The 15,059-nt window shown below is 40.2% G+C and carries 16 protein-coding genes and 2 pseudogenes; 4 read left to right on the forward strand and 14 right to left on the reverse strand.

Annotated elements, in window-relative coordinates; all coding sequences use genetic code 11:
• Positions 1–124 precede the first annotated feature (124 nt).
• The gene (locus FTU06_RS03570) at positions 125–733 is read left to right on the forward strand and encodes a DUF805 domain-containing protein (RefSeq protein WP_180004739.1); all 609 of its coding nucleotides are present in this window, start codon (positions 125–127) and stop codon (positions 731–733) included.
• A 64-nt stretch (positions 734–797) separates the two neighbouring features.
• Positions 798–1,397 carry a DUF805 domain-containing protein gene (locus tag FTU06_RS03575; RefSeq protein WP_180144983.1) on the forward strand — a complete coding sequence of 200 codons (600 nt, stop codon included), beginning with the start codon at positions 798–800 and terminating at the stop codon, positions 1,395–1,397.
• 40 nt (positions 1,398–1,437) lie between these two features.
• Here the strand turns inward: FTU06_RS03575 and FTU06_RS16730 are convergent, their stop codons facing one another.
• Entirely contained in the window at positions 1,438–1,851 is a 414-nt protein-coding gene (locus FTU06_RS16730; RefSeq protein WP_228144741.1) for a TM2 domain-containing protein, read from the reverse strand.
• 93 nt (positions 1,852–1,944) lie between these two features.
• Positions 1,945–3,115 (reverse strand): annotated as a pseudogene (locus FTU06_RS03585) (low temperature requirement protein A).
• A gap of 300 nt (positions 3,116–3,415) precedes the next feature.
• Between FTU06_RS03585 and FTU06_RS03590 the strand changes: the two are divergent.
• Positions 3,416–3,865 (forward strand): hypothetical protein, encoded by a 450-nt coding sequence (locus tag FTU06_RS03590; protein WP_168378559.1) that lies wholly within the window; start codon positions 3,416–3,418, stop codon positions 3,863–3,865.
• 28 nt (positions 3,866–3,893) lie between these two features.
• Here the strand turns inward: FTU06_RS03590 and FTU06_RS03595 are convergent, their stop codons facing one another.
• Positions 3,894–4,565, reverse strand: coding sequence for an HAD-IA family hydrolase (locus FTU06_RS03595; RefSeq protein WP_180145006.1), 672 nt, complete (start codon positions 4,563–4,565; stop codon positions 3,894–3,896).
• Between the two features lie 98 nt (positions 4,566–4,663).
• Here FTU06_RS03595 and FTU06_RS03600 point away from each other — a divergent pair, with 98 nt between their 5' ends.
• Complete coding sequence (locus tag FTU06_RS03600; protein ID WP_180144986.1) at positions 4,664–5,431, forward strand: hydroxymethylpyrimidine/phosphomethylpyrimidine kinase; 768 nt, start codon at positions 4,664–4,666, stop codon at positions 5,429–5,431.
• A 79-nt stretch (positions 5,432–5,510) separates the two neighbouring features.
• Here FTU06_RS03600 and FTU06_RS03605 read toward each other — a convergent pair whose 3' ends face one another.
• The 11 genes and pseudogenes from FTU06_RS03605 to FTU06_RS03655 form a co-directional block, all read right to left on the reverse strand.
• The gene (locus tag FTU06_RS03605) at positions 5,511–6,563 is read right to left on the reverse strand and encodes a DUF1176 domain-containing protein (RefSeq protein WP_180144989.1); all 1,053 of its coding nucleotides are present in this window, start codon (positions 6,561–6,563) and stop codon (positions 5,511–5,513) included.
• 90 nt (positions 6,564–6,653) lie between these two features.
• Entirely contained in the window at positions 6,654–9,089 is a 2,436-nt protein-coding gene (locus FTU06_RS03610; protein ID WP_257234242.1) for an AI-2E family transporter, read from the reverse strand.
• Positions 9,090–9,226: 137 nt separating this feature from the next.
• Entirely contained in the window at positions 9,227–9,673 is a 447-nt protein-coding gene (locus FTU06_RS03615; protein WP_218946117.1) for a nuclear transport factor 2 family protein, read from the reverse strand.
• A 25-nt stretch (positions 9,674–9,698) separates the two neighbouring features.
• Positions 9,699–10,382, reverse strand: coding sequence for a DUF2939 domain-containing protein (locus FTU06_RS03620; RefSeq protein ID WP_180004734.1), 684 nt, complete (start codon positions 10,380–10,382; stop codon positions 9,699–9,701).
• Between the two features lie 183 nt (positions 10,383–10,565).
• Entirely contained in the window at positions 10,566–10,901 is a 336-nt protein-coding gene (locus FTU06_RS03625; protein WP_180009306.1) for a YegP family protein, read from the reverse strand.
• A gap of 273 nt (positions 10,902–11,174) precedes the next feature.
• On the reverse strand, positions 11,175–11,537 hold the full coding sequence (locus FTU06_RS03630) for a 5-carboxymethyl-2-hydroxymuconate Delta-isomerase (RefSeq protein ID WP_180144992.1): 363 nt from the start codon (positions 11,535–11,537) through the stop codon (positions 11,175–11,177).
• A 162-nt stretch (positions 11,538–11,699) separates the two neighbouring features.
• Complete coding sequence (locus tag FTU06_RS03635; RefSeq protein WP_180144994.1) at positions 11,700–12,041, reverse strand: zinc ribbon domain-containing protein YjdM; 342 nt, start codon at positions 12,039–12,041, stop codon at positions 11,700–11,702.
• Between the two features lie 156 nt (positions 12,042–12,197).
• Positions 12,198–12,566, reverse strand: coding sequence for a DUF488 domain-containing protein (locus FTU06_RS03640; RefSeq protein ID WP_111884822.1), 369 nt, complete (start codon positions 12,564–12,566; stop codon positions 12,198–12,200).
• Between the two features lie 44 nt (positions 12,567–12,610).
• Positions 12,611–13,058, reverse strand: a pseudogene (locus FTU06_RS03645) (SRPBCC family protein).
• A gap of 330 nt (positions 13,059–13,388) precedes the next feature.
• Positions 13,389–13,775, reverse strand: a complete 387-nt coding sequence (locus tag FTU06_RS03650; RefSeq protein ID WP_078191123.1) for a ribonuclease E inhibitor RraB — start codon at positions 13,773–13,775, stop codon at positions 13,389–13,391.
• Between the two features lie 135 nt (positions 13,776–13,910).
• Positions 13,911–14,846 carry a hypothetical protein gene (locus tag FTU06_RS03655; RefSeq protein ID WP_180144997.1) on the reverse strand — a complete coding sequence of 312 codons (936 nt, stop codon included), beginning with the start codon at positions 14,844–14,846 and terminating at the stop codon, positions 13,911–13,913.
• Positions 14,847–15,059 lie beyond the last annotated feature (213 nt).

Consider the following 15,059-nt stretch of genomic DNA (forward strand, 5'->3'; position numbering starts at 1 on the left):
TTTTTTATGAAGAATTTCATTCACCCAAGCAAATCTATGCATTTAATTTAATTCATATTCTGCTAATATAAAACGGTATAAAAATACATTAATTAATAAAAATCACATAATAAAAGAGGACAGAATGAAAGGTCAGATATTAGATTATTCAGTACAAACCAATTCAGGCATCATCAGTGGAGATGATCAAAACCGTTATGAGTTTACAGGTGCAGAATGGCGTGGCCAAAACTCACCTAAACGTGGCGATCATGTAGATTTCGATATCAGTCCCGAAGGTCAAGCGGTTCAAGTATTCAATGCACTTGGCAGCAGTAATCCTATTCAACAAATTTCACAGCACCTCGATAAAATTTCAAACCAAGACCAAGCTGAATCAAAATTCAACATGATTGATTGGTTTGTCAAATGTCTAAAAAATTATGCCAACTTTACTGGACGTGCACGCCGTAAAGAATATTGGTTTTTTGTTTTGGTCTATCTTATCGCAATGATTATTACTCTGATTGTCGATTCAGTGCTTAGAACCAGAGGAATATTCACAGGTATTTTCATCTTAGCAATGGTTATTCCGTCCCTTTCTGTTGCAGTACGTCGTTTACATGATATTAATAAATCTGGTTGGTATTGGTTAATACAAATGATTCCACTCGTTGGGCCAATTCTGGTTCTAATTTGGCTTGCAACGGAAACTAAACCTGAAGTAAACCAATGGGGACAACCTGCAAAATAAATAAAAAATCGTGGCTACTATTTATGTAGCCACCCTATCAACAGCACATTAACTCAGGAAAAATATGAAAGGACAAATACTAGATTTTTCGATTCAAACTAATACTGGGGTGATTAGTGCTGAAGATGGAAAACACTATCAATTTGCTGGTCATAAATGGCGAGGTCAAAGACCACCTACACGTGGAGAACAGGTTGATTTTGCTTTGGACGAAAGTGGGCAAGCGATTCAAGTCTATATTGCATTACACCAACAAAATTTTTCCACGAATACGCGAACAAACTACAGTGAAGAAGAGGAAAACTATGACTTTTTCGCGTGGTCATTCAAACCACTGAAAAAGTTTGCTGAATTTGAAGGACGTGCTCGACGTAAAGAGTTCTGGTTCTTTTGGCTATTTTGTATATTGGTCATTATACTTGCCTCTGTTTGCGATTTCGTTATTGGCAGTGAACCTTGGCTAGAAAATATTACTAATATCGTTTTACTCATTCCTAGCTTAGCTGTTGGCGCACGTCGACTACATGACACAGGACGTTCAGGTTGGTGGCAACTTTTAATGCTCACAATCATTGGGATCATCCCACTGATTATCTGGTGGGCTACAGACACCAAAGCCGAGAACAACCAATGGGGGCAACCCGCTAGAGATCTGCAACAATAAAATAAGGCGCACAATGCGCCTTATCTTTTAACACAAAAATTTAGCCATATTTACGTGCAAAATCTTCATCTGAAGTGCATAGATAAATAATAAATTCAATAAAAGCAACAATGGATGGAATAAAGGTCCAACAGAATAGTAGATACACAATCCCCCATCCAATACGACCCAAATAGAATTTATGGATACCAAATCCACCAAGGAAGAATGCTAAGAGTGCAGCAACAATTCGACTCTTTTGACCGTATTGCGTGCCTAAAGCATTCGGCACAGCGACTAAGTAAATATCGGTTGCGTAACCCATTCCACTTGTCTCAAAATCAACAAATTGTCCACGAGCAGGAACAGTTTGTCCTTTCCAATCGCTTCCAGAAAATTGATAACGATTCTGATCATCTCCGCTGATGATGCCTGTATTATTTTGAACAGAAAAATCGAGTATTTGCCCTTTCATATAATCCTCTATGTTTTATCTTTATTTGATGATTCTTGGACGTTATTTTCATCAGCAATATAACGAATTATTGATGAATATCATATCATTAACTTATCTTGCCAAATAGCATTTTGTAAACATCAATCTCAATGCATATACCACTGCCATCGCAAATATTGCATAACCCGCAGGAGTAATAAACAACGGAATACACAAAACAATCACCACGGTTAAAGGATATAAAAGTTTTCTAAAGCCACTTTGATGATGCAATTCATGGAGTAAATATAAACTTGTCGTATAAATCACGAGGTTGATCGCCACAAAGTAGCTTTCTTTTTCAGAACTAATCAGTACCTCATGCGAAACCATATTGACTGCGGCAGCTAAACTAGCACCAATCGCCGCAATACTAATAAAGACAAAGAAATGTCCATAACCCCAAGTAAATGCCATTTTGCGGCTATTTAAACGCTCTGCAATACTGGTATCAAAATAAGACCACCACATGGTGAACATCATCATCAGGCCGCCCACCATCAGAAAAATCAGTTCAGTACTAAAATGCTGATTTGTTAATGCATCGGTTATGGCAATCGAGGATCCGACAATAGATTCGCCTAAAACGATAATGGTAAGCAGTGAATATCGCTCTGCAATATGATGCGCATGCCAAGGTGTACGGCTTGCAGCTTCTGCAAAAACTGGGATAGACAGTTCAGCAATTGCGAGCAAAATGAAAAGATAAACGGTGAAATGCAGCGGTGAAAAATGAAAGAACAGCCACCCCACTTGCACCAGTATGATGCCAAAAGCATAGCGTAATGCTGTTTTCCGACGGGACAGATCATGCTTTGCAACGCGAAACCACTGCTGTAACTAAGCCCAGACGCATAATGGCATAACCAATCACAATTACGTCAAAATCCTGCTTTTGAAAAGCGCTTGGAATACCTGCAGCAATGACCAAAGAACCAATGATCTGTACGAAAGTTAAGATTCGATAGAGCGCATCATCATTATCATACGCCGAAGCAAACCAACTAAAGTTCATCCACGCCCACCACAAGGCAAAAAACACCATGCCATACAGCGTTAAACCCTGAGCTAAATGATTTTCAACAATGGCATGATGCAGTTGCTGCCCTGCTGTTGCGATCGCCACGACAAAGATCAAGTCAAAAAGCAATTCTAAAGAGGTCGCGACACGATGATGCTCATGTGGATCACGTGGGTGCAAAGGTTTGAGCCACTGACTAGGGAATAAAAATGATTTGGACATAGCATTCAGCTTTATTGTTTTCTGTCTGAATTTTTTCAAAAGCCTGAAACAGTTACAAGATCGATTACATAAATCAGATGAGAAACAGTTTTCTAGAAAAAGGATAATGGCTTTAAAAACACACTTAAGATTTAGATATTTCAATTGTAGAAGTTAAAAATTCAAAGTGACAAAACTGCGAAAGACGTTTTAAGATAAAAACTCGATAGATCGATGTGTTTTTTATATCTCAGCTATATTTTTCTCTAAATTTTAATGACATACTGCTATCCACTAAAATAATAATGAAACCTAAAAGTAATGTTAGAAGAAAAATTAGCGTCTTTTCCTGACGCAGTTTGGGTACAGATTCATTATGATCAAATGCAAGTTTTAACGCGTGATCATCAAATTGTAGCTGAACAAAACTGCCCTCTGGCTTTTATAGAACGTGGAAGTTTTGTCCGAAACTATCATGTTGCAGAACAGTGCTTCAACCAACTCATACAACAGATCCACTTCAAGTGGTATGAGTTTGGACAGCCGGTTATTTTTATTCAGTTAAAAGAACGCTTAAGTGAAGAAGTCAGCGCACTCGAGCTACAAGCCATTCAAGAAATGGCTCTAAGCGCAAATGCACATTTTGTATTTGTCTACGATAAACATGGCATCGCACTCGAAGCAGAAACCATCAAAAATGATGAGTCACCTTTGCTCAAATGGTTTTTCTGTGGGCTGATTTTTCTGATTTTGCTGATTATCTTTAAATAATCAGCATCATTCTCTTGATTAGGTGCAACTACGACACTTTCTGCTGCTGCAATTGCTCAATACTCGAAATCAAATCGTTAAAACGATCAATCACCAGTGCCGGTGCAGCCGTTTGAATTTCTTCTGCACTACCATAACCATAGCTCACAGCAATACTCTGCACTGCATTACGGCGTGCGCCTAAAATATCGTATTCACGGTCTCCCACCATCACACATTCCTTCGCATCCAACTGTTCTTGCTGCAAAATGTATTCAATTAAATCGCCTTTGTTGGTGCGCTCACCGTTCAGTTCACTGCCATAGATCACAGTAAAATATTTTGCCAAATCAAAATGTTCTAAAATTTGGCGGGCATAGACCGTCGGCTTTGCTGTAGCGACGTACAAGTGAAAGCCTTGCTGTTGTAAAGTTGCTAGAGTTTCGGCAACCGCAGGATACACTTTATTTTCAAATAAACCGGTAACGGCAAAGCGCTCGCGATAGCCAAGTAAAGCCTGATCTGCAAGTACATTATGCACATCGACATTGAGGATTTCGGCCAAAGAGGCTTTCAAAGGTGGTCCAATGATCCAATCGATATTGGTCTCATCCGAAATGGGATGTCCAATTTTCGCCAGTCCATAGCGTGCTGAAGTGGTAATGCCAACTTTTGGATCTGTTAATGTTCCATCGAGATCGATCAATATATTCTTAATCACAGCTTTTACCTTATCCATTCACTTCTGCAAAAATACTATCGAGTGTTCGCTCAAAGTTGCCTATACTATCGCAAATTTTGTGTAATAAGGACATCATTGTGCGCCCTACTGTACTGTGCTTTTCAGGTCTTGACCCTTCAGGTGGTGCAGGACTGCAAGCGGACATTGAAGCCATTGGTCAAAGTGGCGCACATGCTGCCATTGCGTGTACAGCATTAACCGTTCAAAACTCACAACAAGTGTATTCATTTGAAGCAACCTCACGTGAGTTATTGCTGGCTCAAGCACATGCTGTCGTCGGTGACCTCCCTATTCGCTGTGTAAAATCAGGAATGCTAGGAACGACTGAAAATATCGCGGCTCTCGCTGAGTTTTTACGTGAACATCCCGAATATCATTATGTTCTCGACCCCGTTTTAGTTGCCAATAGTGGTGGCTCTTTGGGCGATCAAGCAACTTTGGTCAAAGCCTTTGCAGAACTAATTCCACTTGCCACTGTGCTTACACCCAATACCGTAGAATTACGTGCGCTCACAGGTGAAGAGGATATTTCTAAAGCAACTGCGCAACTTTTTGCGATGGGTGCTCAAGCGGTATTAGTAAAAGGTGGGCATGAAAATACGCCTGACTATATTCAAAACTCGTTATATGTTCAGGGTGAATTAGTCTCTGAAACCCGTTGTCCACGACTGGATGGGGAATATCATGGTTCGGGCTGTTCATTGGCGAGTTTTATTGCAGGGCGTTTAGCCTTAGGTGATGAGCTCAAAACGGCTGTTCATCATGCCGAAACATGGTTATTTGGTGTGTTGAAAATCGCTGAATCACCTGTTATCGGCGGACAGAAAATTCCAAAACGTTTTTAAAGTTCTCGGTTATTTATTTAAACCGGATAGAATAAAACCCTGCATCATTTAAAGCCCTGAATATCAGGGCTTTTTCAAATTAAGAGTCGAGTTGAACTCGATAGACCAAAGTTGGAATTTCCCATGCACCACCAGCAAATCCTTTGCACTGTGTGGTTTTTGCCATATAGGTTTGGATAAAGCGCTGACCATTCCACGACCACTCCCCTGTACTATGACAATCTCCAATGCCTCGTCCACGTTGATTGGAGAAAATTTGCCCTTCGCTAAAACCACTTCCAGAAAAAGTCACGGATTGTTTGATTTGCTTTAAGTTACGATCCATCAGCCAATAACCATTACCAGTATTATATGCCCCACGCCAACATGGCACTTCGACCAAGGCATTTTTCCCATTGATTGGAAACACCACGACCCGATCATCCTCTAAAAAATTTGCATCAAAGAGTTGAGGACAATCTTCCACTGTCGTTTTCTTCTTTATCAATCCAAATAATTGTTTGGCGGTGGGCGCATTGACGGCATACCGTGTTTGTAAGCCCTTACTGTAATTTTGAATATTCACTTTCGGAATACTTTTCGGTTTAAGTACATTGGCCGAACTACTATTGGCTTTACGCAATAATGCCGAATTTGTCCCTATGCGCTTTTGAAAATCATCCATACGGAGTAATACTGCGCTTGCGCCCTGCACAGACAATAACCATGTTTTGTTGTTGCCTTTCCACACAATCGGTTGATTGGCTTGTAAGGCTTGAATCAGTTTTTGAGTTTGAGCTGCACTTAACTGACCTTCCGCAGTTTTGGCATCAAGCTGCACAGTTCCCTGATTTTTACCTAAAATGTAAAGTTGAAGTGGTTGATTTGCCGCATTGAAGGTTTCAGGATCGAGTTTTACTCGTGCGCTGACTTGCGCTTGAGCGCCCGCGGCACGTTGTAATAACACAGAAATAGCGGGCTGATTGCCCTCCGCTTGATAACCTGCAACGCGACAAGTCCCCGTATTATCACAAGCGATTTCCCAATCCTTATGTGAAAAATAGTTTCCTTGAATTTGAGCAAAGCTCATACTACAACCCAATGCAGCAACGTAGCCCAATAGAAGTTGCCAGATGACATTATTTTTGTTCATGTCTTTGGCTCAAAATAATTATATTAGAACCATCTTAAAATGCTTTTCACCGAAACTCCAGCCTAAAAAGATCTGCTGCATCATTTGAAATTATGAAGATGAATCATTCAGTTGCTGTATCTCCTCACATTTTTTTCGCTTCACATTTTCATCACTGAGCGTATTCATCAAATCTGCCGCCAGTCCTTTTAACAGACTCATATCATCATCGGTCATTTGATTCGGCTGCCGATCTAAAACACAAAAACTTCCCAACGCCACCCCATTACGGTCTCTAAGTGCAACGCCTGCATAAAAGCGAATGCGGTTATGCATCAATTCAGGTAAATGCGCAAAGCGTGGGTCACGTTGTAGGTCTTCAATAATCAAACGTTCATTTTGATACACCAAATGACTGCAGATCGAATCTTGCTTCGACTGACGTATCTGCATCGGTTGCTCGGTAGCCTCAGCCAAAGGGCTACCTGGGGTATAGACCCAGTCTTGCTTGACCCAAGAAATTTGTGCATATTTCACATCGAAGGCTTGTCTGGCTTCTTCAATATATTGTTCATAGATCGGTAAATTCCGCTCATCCAAAACATTCAGTTCTTCTAATGCTTTTAAGCGCTGCGCTTCAACGCTAGGATCAGGCTCATCCAACCAAGATTCACCATGCTTCAATTGAAAAGCTTCAATGGTTAATAACAAGTCATTCATATTATTGACCACTGCATCGACGGTGAAATTTTCTTTGATCGCATCTAATTGGGATATCTCATCACAGCTCCACAGTGCAAAAATCAGTTTTATATCTGGAAACTGTGCCTTAAAAACATGGCTTAAAAGGCGAATTTGAGCTTCTGGTGCTGTATGGAAAATCGAAATACATACGATCTGAATATCCTCTTGGATATCATCCATACTTTGATGCTGATTTTGAATCAATACGTCGCTAAATGCCTGAGCCTGAATACCCCTTAAACTTAGCCCATGCGCCAACATAGCCGATACTTGAACATCAATTTCCCAACGTGCGCCGATACATAAAACCTCAGTTTTCTGATCCTCTTGTGCCACTGGATATGCCCGTTGAAAACTATGATTAAACAGCTTTAAGCCTTGATGTAAGCGTAGTCGATGCTCTGCACTAGCCTCGGTGTTGTGTCCGCTCGAAAAAATCCGTATGGCTGGAATCGCCACTTTGGCATAAAACGCATTGACCCGACGTGCCTTAATTTCATCCATGGCATCTTTCGGTAACTTTTCAGCAATAAAAGTCTGTGCAACATCCATGGCATCTTGCACATCATCAGCGACCAATCGCTGATAAAAGCGCTCATGCGGCGCCAATGCTGGAGTACTACCGATCAGGGTTTTAATTAAACCTAAGGATGGCACATAGCTCGAAAGCACCAATAAACACGCGGTTAAAGGCGTCGATAAAATTAAACCAATTGGCCCCCACACCGCCGTCCAAAACATGGCTGCGATGATAATGGCTAAAGTTGAAAGTCCAGTACTTTCCCCATACAACCAAGGCTCAATAATATTATTACTGACCAACTCTAAGAGCAGGATTAAGCCGACTGTCCACAGCACCATATTCCATGTGGGATCTACCGCAAAAGCCAATGCAATGGGGAAAATCGCGGAAATCATCGGGCCGACATAGGGAACGAAGCGCATCACAATCGCCACCATTCCCCACATAATTGCTGCCGGAACCCCAATAAACCATAGTCCCAAGGCCATCGGAATACCGTAGGTCACATTGACCATCAGCTGCATACGTAAATATTTACCTATACGATTGGCCGCTTCATCTAAGGCGTCTGTTCCGATATTTAAATTTCCGCCCAGCAGCTTAAGGAACCGATCATGCAAATCTTTCCGATTAACCAAAATCAGAATCACAAACAAAAAAACAATACCCGCAGTTGCCAAAGGATTGTGTACCCGCTCACTCCAAGTCATGACTGCTTCAGCCGTGGTTTGTTGTTGCCCCACCACTTTCACTTGCTGCACTTTAGGATTTTTCTCTTCAGGCACCACATCATCTATCGAGTTTTCAACGGTATCTATGGTGGTTTTTGCGCCATCCCAAACACTTGGGCCGCGTGCAAATTGACGAATAGAATCCATTTTCTTTTGAATTGTGCCCTGATATTGCGGTAATTCTTGGCTTAATTGCCCCAGTTGATAACCCAAATATGAGGCTGCGCCGGACAAAATCGCCAAAGCCAAACCGACCACAATAAATATAGATGGCATCTGTGGTAGTCCCCAACCACGGAGTTTCATCACCAAAGGATCAACTAAAAAAGCCAATAAAATTGCGAGTGCCAATGGAATAAAAATATCTTTGCCAAGATATAAGGCGGCAATCAGCAAACTACCGATGATAAATCCTGCCGTGATTCGAATCACTTTATGTAAATCTGCAGGGGGCATTTGCTTCGATGCGTTCAGATCTTGCAAGCCTTGCTTTTGACCTGATGGTGATGATTCAAAATCTTGCGCTAATTTATTATTTTTATGATCCATTTTCTTATCCTGAACGATGGTCATTATTTTTTAATTTAGGCTGAAGTTTTAGGGCTGCATACGCATTTCATGTAATGATTTGCAAAGAAAAAAACAGAGCGACATGGCTCTGTTTTCATACTGCGTTTCGAGAGGAATTAAAAGGTAATCACTTTACTTTGATGTGTCACAATATCCACGGGAACAGAAATATGTTGATGAACGATCTTCCATTGAGACTGCGTTTTTTTCATCCCAATGGTGTTACGACACCACGAGATCCCCGGCGTCGGTATCCCGCTCTGATCATCAATTTTGGAATAACAGTGCAGAAAGGCAATATCAGGATCTGCATGGATGACCAGTTCCCGCCTAAACACCTTTAAGCCTTCACGAAAATACTCCCGATAAAATTCCCACATTTTTTGATATGCCATTAAGCCACGCATTTCACAACTGGCATCAAAAAAGTACACATCTGCTGCGCAGGATTCAGCAATATTTTCAATTTTCAATTGGCAGATGACCTCATCCCAATTGGCTAAAAATTGCAGAATTTCGTCAGCGGCCTGTTGGTCACCAACTATTTTGATTTTATCTTGCATCTCTGGCACCTATTTATTTTATTTTTTATGAAGCATTGTTCTGGGCGGCGTTTGGAAGTTGAATTTTAACGATCTTCCAGCTCCAACCGCGGCGTTGCATACTAAATACGGTATATTTTTCTTCGCTTAGGCCTTGGAGCGGCACATACAGATCAAATCGATTCCAAGCGCTATAGCTGGCTTTGGGTTCAAGTGGCTGGCTTTGCTTTAAAGCAACAGCGGTTGCAGTTTCGTCATTTTTGGATAGTGTTGACGCATAAGGTTGTTCTGCGACCTTATTTTCAGCATGCGTGAATAGTTCAATCCCTGGGCTAATCATGCTCGGATTGGTCAGTTTGGTTATTTCTGGTAGTTGGATCGACTCTTTTAATGCTTTGCCTTGTAAAAGCAGCATGATACTGGTTGGATTGACCAGACTGTCGACTAGCGTTGCACTGAGGACTGTGCTGAGCTGCCCACCCCAAGACTGGGCAAATTCGGGTAAATGCTGTAGCCCAGTTTTCTGTTGAATGAGGTCTTCAACTTGTGGTTTTAGACTCGATTTGACTGCCGCAAAATCGATATATTGAGCAATTTTTTCAGGTTGATTGTGCTCATAGGCTTGACGTATTTGATACAACACCCAATACGGAGACGCAATCATCCAACCCATGACGATGATCAAAATCGTAATGAGCCCATAATACAAAATATGATTCTGCTTATTCATCGTTCACCACTCTAGCCAGTGAAGTTGTGGTACTTCCTTGTACCGTCAAATAAGCCTGATCTGATTGAATAGCGTCCAACCCAACAGCACTTATCTGAGAACCATATTGCTTTTGACCTAGTGATTTTGATGAGCCATCAGGGTTTATTCCCTTTCAACTATCTCTATCAGGTTATTGCAAATTTAAACTGTTAGATCTTTAATTTGGGTACTTGCACCATTGGTTTTAACTGATTCAATGCCTTTATCTCGCGATTGCTCACTGGCATAAAATTGGCTAGTTCCAATAATTTGATGGTTTGCCGCTTTCAAATTGAAATAAGGTTTGCCATTTTTGGCTGTCAGTCGTTCAAAACGGCTGTCATCTGCACTGTTCTTTTGTACAGACTCAATCCCGTTTTGGGCTGATGCTTTCGCTTTATATAATTCACTCGTTAAAATGATTTCACCGTTCCCTGCTTTTAATACAAAACGAAACTGCTGATCATTAGAATGACTGATCTCGTACCATCCCGACATATGTTACCCCTTCATTTTCATTGTTTTATCTATTATTCGATCAGGATTTGTTGTTGGAAATTCAACCTGATCTACAGAATATAAATGAACTCGGTCACATTTTTCAATGTCTTTTTTGATCAGTGTAAAGGCTTAAAATTTAATCACTAAGAAAATGATTTTTAATAAATAATTCCAATAAAAAATAATCCGACCGAAGTCGGATTTCATCATTCTTTCATCATGCTGAATTTGTGAATAGAGTTGCATTACTCAACGCATTGAATAAAGGCTTTAAGGACTGACGATCTGCTTTGAATAGGTTGCTTTATTCATTTCTAATATTTCCACACAAAGTTGCACTTCTATTGCTGAAGCTGTGACATGTTGTTTCAACACGTCCAATAGTAACAATGAAATTTGCTTTTGAACTTCAACCGTTCTACCCGTCAATAATGAAACTTTGGCATGCATATACGCATGTTGAGCGTGTTCATCCAAACCCACAACAAACTCTTCCTGAGCGACAGCACGGCTCTTAATATCATTGATGGCACTTACATGACCCGATTCAAATAAGGCAGCGTTCAGCGCTTTAAGTAAAGGACGAGCTTCGACGTCAAGGTTATTGGAATATTCCAAATGAATATGCGGCATAGTAAATACATTTCAAACCTGTAATGCGTCTATTATGCAGGCTGAAAAATAAAATCTATAGCGGATTAGTTATCTATTTCATCTTTAAGTAGACATCCTAAGCCAAGTGTGGCCTTCGCTTAGGATGATTGAAAGTTGCTTTGGAGCGAACAAAAACGAAACTTAAACTTTTTTCACGTATTCAGATTTGAGCTTCATTGCCCCGATACCATCAATTTTACAATCAATGTCATGACCATCTGTTGCATCGACTAAAAGACGGATATTTTTAACTTTGGTGCCAACTTTCACCACTGAAGATGAACCTTTAATTTTAAGATCTTTCACCACAGTAACCGTGTCACCATCGTTCAATACATTGCCATTGGCATCTTTAATCAGCACCTGTTCATCTGCAGCGCTTTCGCCTTCACGCCATTCGTGTGAGCATTCAGGACAAATCAGTAAGTCACCATCATTATAGGTATATTCAGAATTACATTGGGGACAATTGGGTAAAGACATAAAAGATCTCAAAAAAGATGGATGTAAAAATCCATAAAAACTTAATATAACATTTTTATGTATTTCATAAACTTAAAAACCATAAATTTCGTATGGTTTAATCACCTTGTGAAGGTCGTAAATTTCACAACGCTACAGCACTTGAAGGTTTAAATTTTAGATCTCTAATGAGGTATTTAATATTAACGCTTTTAAGATATGCGCATGATTTTTATCCGTATGTTTAGCCGCTGTGAGTAAGGTTAGTGGCTCCTCTTTTTCCCATGCCCGCAGTTGTTCCAACTCGGCTTGATGTGGCTGTATTTCTTGCAAATAGCGCTGTTTAAACTCGTCCCATCGAGAAGCCATTGCCTCATCTTGATGATACCAACGACGTAAATCTGTAGATGGCGTCAATGCCTTCGGCCACAAATCTAGCTCTGCGCTCACTTTACTGATACCACGCGGCCACAAGCGATCGACTAATATGCGTTTACCGTCGTCTGGGCTTATCTCATCATAAATACGTTTAATGTGTACAGTCATTAAGCCCTCCTTCGCCTATTTATAGTTTTCGATCATTCTTCAAATTATTCATCGGGGATCGTAGGATTCACTAAAAAAGCCAGCAACTGTAAAGATTCCTGCCAACCCAAATAACAGGCATCAGGTGGAATAACGCTCGGCAACCCTGCCTGTACAATCGTCACTTCGGTTCCTACTGATAACCGCTTTAAACTCAACAGTGACCTCGATTTCACCAGCTAACTCTGGCATATCAAATTGGTCTGTATAACGCAGTATATGATTCGGCACGACTTCATGATAATCGCCATGAAAAGCGTGTGTGGTTCCTGTTGAAAAATTTTGAAACGACATGCGGTACGAGCCACCTACACGCACATCCGAATGTTCCACATGGGCCGTAAATCCATGCGGTGCCATCCATTTCACCAAAGCATCTGGCTCCACAAAGGCACGATAAACGCGCTCTACAGGCGCACTAAAAACACGATGTAATCGAACAGTATTGCTCATGATGATGTCCTTGTGTCATTGTTTTCACTGAATCATCCACATGCATTCACCCTCGCTTTATCGTCCATTTTTATCACACTGAAACGTTCTAAATGAGACAGCCTTGAGACGTGCGAGAAAGGTCATTGCTGTTCAATACTATAGTGAATCCTACAGATTGATCCCATCACTTTAACGCAATGCCGTGTTATGTTTTGTGAGCTGCTTTCATATTGATTTTGATTAAAAATATTGAAAAATCAAAATTTTACACAATTTTTATAAAATTTAAATAATAAAAAACCCAGTTAAATCACTGGGTTCTTATTGCTAACGATACAATAGTTAGACTTAGCTCAATTGTGCTTCATCTTCATCCAGATCATCATCTTCATAGATATAAGCCATACAACCCCAACCGTCATATTCGCCCGAATGTTGTTCTGCAATTTTAATAAACCACTGCTCTAAATCAACGATATCTTCATAATCAGGTTCCATATAAACATAGACCGTGATAATCCATTCCACGCGATCTGATTCTTCATCTTGGAACAATGAAATTTTTTGCTCTTCTTTCAATAAGTACAATGCACACTGTTCAGCCTGCTCTTGAGTCGAAAAGGCAATGGAATATTCGATTTCGTGCGGCACAGATAGATCGTCACCATCTTGCTGCATCTGCCACAGCACATTGCCATTATCATCATCTGGAAATTGTTTAAAATCACGAGTCATTGTGCGTTTCCTTATCGTTTATGAATTTTATTCTATTGACTTAGATTAACGGATAATTGTTGCAATTTGCATTAGCGAAATATCTTTAATCATAAAAAAAGACCGCCGAAGAGATCTTTCTGATAACAATTCAAATTAAACTGCAACGTCCATATTGGCCTGAGTTTCTTTGAGATGTAAAACCAAAGCAGCCATTTTCAACTCTTCTAAGCGTAACTGAAGATAACTGTCGAGTACCTGTGCCTGACTAAAATGTACACCATGCGCATTGAGCAAGGTGAAATCATCCGCCAAAGCCTGCAATAGCTCACCTAAGTTTTTGGTATTTAATTGGGCTAAATACAAATCAGCACGACTATTAAACACCAATGTAAATAATTGCATCGCAGCCAAACGACGTTCTTCATCGACATAATTACATTTTGCAGTCGATTGCTGCTCCATTGCATCAATCATTTTGCAACGTACCGCAGTCAAATTTTGGTTTGCCGCAGATTCATTCATGCCATCCATCAGCTGATCTAAAATACTCTGTAAAGGTAAAAAGAATGCTGACTGATAGCCCCGTATTTTGTTGTCCAAAGCACGGTTGATGTTTTCCAAATGCTGCTGATCCAGCGCTTGGCTATACAAACCCTTTAACTCGGCACGGGCTTGTTCCTGTATTTGTGATTTAGCTCTTTCTTGATATTTGCTCAAATACTGACGCACTTGTTCGATCTGTGCGCGAATATCATTCAACATGATATCGGCATTGGCTTTGGTGACTTCCACCAAACCATCAGCCTGTAAAGTTCGATACTCAACATATTGTTCAATATCCACAATATGTTGATATTTCACTACTTTATCGACTTGGATTTTTAAGCCACTGTTTTGAATGCGTAATTGACTGATTTCATAATTCAGTTCATCTTGTTGCGACTCTGTTTCAGCCAGTTTTAACCGCGCACGATCGAAGTTTTCCTGCAGTGAACGTAGGGTTTTATCATTTTTCAATTTGCGGTTATAAACAAAAAGGAGAGCCACAATTAATAGGATGATAAGGACGATTAAAGCAATATTGATCATTTGCCAATCCTCAAAATAAGCTTCAATAATTTAAGTTTATTCCCCAAAACAAACCCAAGTTACAAAAGTTAAAATCAATGATTCATTAGATCTCTTTCATAAATCAAAAAACGATCTTCTTTTTGGTTAATATTTGCACTCCGGATTTCTTAGCATTCGTGCATAATCTGCGGATGAAATACATCGATTCAAACAAGCTTTCTGATCCTCAGT

The sequence above is a fragment of the Acinetobacter sp. YH12052 genome (assembly GCF_013419835.1).
Lineage (GTDB): Bacteria > Pseudomonadota > Gammaproteobacteria > Pseudomonadales > Moraxellaceae > Acinetobacter > Acinetobacter amyesii.

Coding starts and splice junctions, on each gene's coding strand:
- FTU06_RS16730 (WP_228144741.1), bottom strand. CDS start 1,851: ATGAAAGGGCAAATACTCGATTTTTCTGTTCAAAATAATACAGGCATC.
- FTU06_RS03650 (WP_078191123.1), bottom strand. CDS start 13,775: ATGACTCGTGATTTTAAACAATTTCCAGATGATGATAATGGCAATGTG.
- FTU06_RS03640 (WP_111884822.1), bottom strand. CDS start 12,566: ATGACTGTACACATTAAACGTATTTATGATGAGATAAGCCCAGACGAC.
- FTU06_RS03575 (WP_180144983.1), top strand. CDS start 798: ATGAAAGGACAAATACTAGATTTTTCGATTCAAACTAATACTGGGGTG.
- FTU06_RS03655 (WP_180144997.1), bottom strand. CDS start 14,846: ATGATCAATATTGCTTTAATCGTCCTTATCATCCTATTAATTGTGGCT.
- FTU06_RS03610 (WP_257234242.1), bottom strand. CDS start 9,089: ATGGATCATAAAAATAATAAATTAGCGCAAGATTTTGAATCATCACCA.
- FTU06_RS03615 (WP_218946117.1), bottom strand. CDS start 9,673: ATGCAAGATAAAATCAAAATAGTTGGTGACCAACAGGCCGCTGACGAA.
- FTU06_RS03635 (WP_180144994.1), bottom strand. CDS start 12,041: ATGTCTTTACCCAATTGTCCCCAATGTAATTCTGAATATACCTATAAT.
- FTU06_RS03605 (WP_180144989.1), bottom strand. CDS start 6,563: ATGAACAAAAATAATGTCATCTGGCAACTTCTATTGGGCTACGTTGCT.
- FTU06_RS03625 (WP_180009306.1), bottom strand. CDS start 10,901: ATGTCGGGATGGTACGAGATCAGTCATTCTAATGATCAGCAGTTTCGT.
- FTU06_RS03630 (WP_180144992.1), bottom strand. CDS start 11,537: ATGCCGCATATTCATTTGGAATATTCCAATAACCTTGACGTCGAAGCT.
- FTU06_RS03590 (WP_168378559.1), top strand. CDS start 3,416: ATGTTAGAAGAAAAATTAGCGTCTTTTCCTGACGCAGTTTGGGTACAG.
- FTU06_RS03620 (WP_180004734.1), bottom strand. CDS start 10,382: ATGAATAAGCAGAATCATATTTTGTATTATGGGCTCATTACGATTTTG.
- FTU06_RS03570 (WP_180004739.1), top strand. CDS start 125: ATGAAAGGTCAGATATTAGATTATTCAGTACAAACCAATTCAGGCATC.